Consider the following 1,216-nt stretch of genomic DNA (forward strand, 5'->3'; position numbering starts at 1 on the left):
CCCGCCGCGCCGGGTCGGCGACCAGCCGCGCGTGGGCGTGGACCGGCGTCGCCGCCGGCGTCCTCGGGATCGGCGCGATCCAGGCGTCGCTCGCCGCGGGCGTCGACTGGGAGAAGACCGCCGGCGACCCCGTCGCCATGATCGAGGACGCCGCGACCAAGCAGTCGACGTTCCTCGTGTTCCACGTGCTCGCCGCGCTCACCGTCGTCCTGCTGCCGATCTTCGGTGCCGGGCTGCGGCGGCGCCTCGACCAGCAGGCGCCCGCCGGGTCGCTGCACGGCGGTGTCGCCGCGGCCGGCCTGCTGCTCACCTCGGCCGCGATGCTGCTCGGCAGCGGCCTCGACACGCAGTTCACGTTCGCGTTCCAGGACACGTCGATGGTCGTCCCCGAGTCGGCCGCGTTCTACACCGACTGGGTCGCGACCATCCCGTGGCTGTGGCTCGGCGCGGGCCTGTCCGCGCTCGCGCTCGGCGTCGCGTCGCTGCGGCACGCCGCCGCGCCGAGGTGGATCGGGTGGGTCAGCGTCGTCCTCGGCGCGCTCACGGTCCTCACCGGCATCTCGCCGTTGCAGTACCTCGCCGGGTTCGTCGGGCCCCTCTGGCTCGTCGTCGTCGCGCTGGGCTTCGCGCTCGGCGACCGGCGCTGAACGACCGCACTCCCGCGGAGCCGCGCGTGCCACCGCACGACGAGCGGTACGACCTCGTCCGGTTCACCCGGGCGGGGTCGTACCCGTCCCCTCCAGGCAGCCCCTACGGTGACGCCATGACGACGGCCGTGGTCGCGCGTCGCAGCGGCCGGCCCCGCACCGCCGTCGCGCTCGCGCTGGTGACCTACCTGCTCACGCTCACGGGCGTGCTGCTCCTCGTCGGCGCGCGCGAGCCCGCGACGCCCGAGCTGCTGTTCACCGCCGTCGACGTCATGGTCGGGCTGGTCTACGGCACGGTCGGCGCGGTCATCGTCGCGCGCCGGTCGCACGTCGTCGGCTGGCTCGTCGTCGTGACGGGCGTCGGCGGTGCGCTGGCGACGCTCGGCAGCGGATGGGGCGCCTACCAAGGCGCGCACCCGGCGCTGCCCCCGCTGCCGGCCGTCGCGTCGCTCGTCAGCTGGGCGTGGGTGCCCGGCACGCTGGCCCTGTTCCTCGTCGTGCCGTGGCTCGTCCGCGAGACGCGCCCGTCGTGGTGGGACCGGGCCGGCCTCGTGCTGGGCGTCGCGACG

Annotated in this window: 1 protein-coding gene and 1 pseudogene; both read left to right on the top strand. The window is 75.7% G+C overall.

Going from position 1 to position 1,216, the window contains the following annotated elements:
* A partial coding sequence (locus HGA02_RS19760) for a hypothetical protein (protein ID WP_168681109.1) occupies positions 1 to 647 on the top strand: 647 nt, incomplete at its 5' end.
* Positions 648 to 763: 116 nt separating this feature from the next.
* A pseudogene (locus HGA02_RS19765) lies at positions 764 to 1,216 on the top strand (sensor histidine kinase); the annotation flags it as partial.

This window comes from Cellulomonas septica (assembly GCF_012396155.1).
Classification (GTDB): Bacteria; Actinomycetota; Actinomycetes; order Actinomycetales; family Cellulomonadaceae; genus Cellulomonas; species Cellulomonas septica.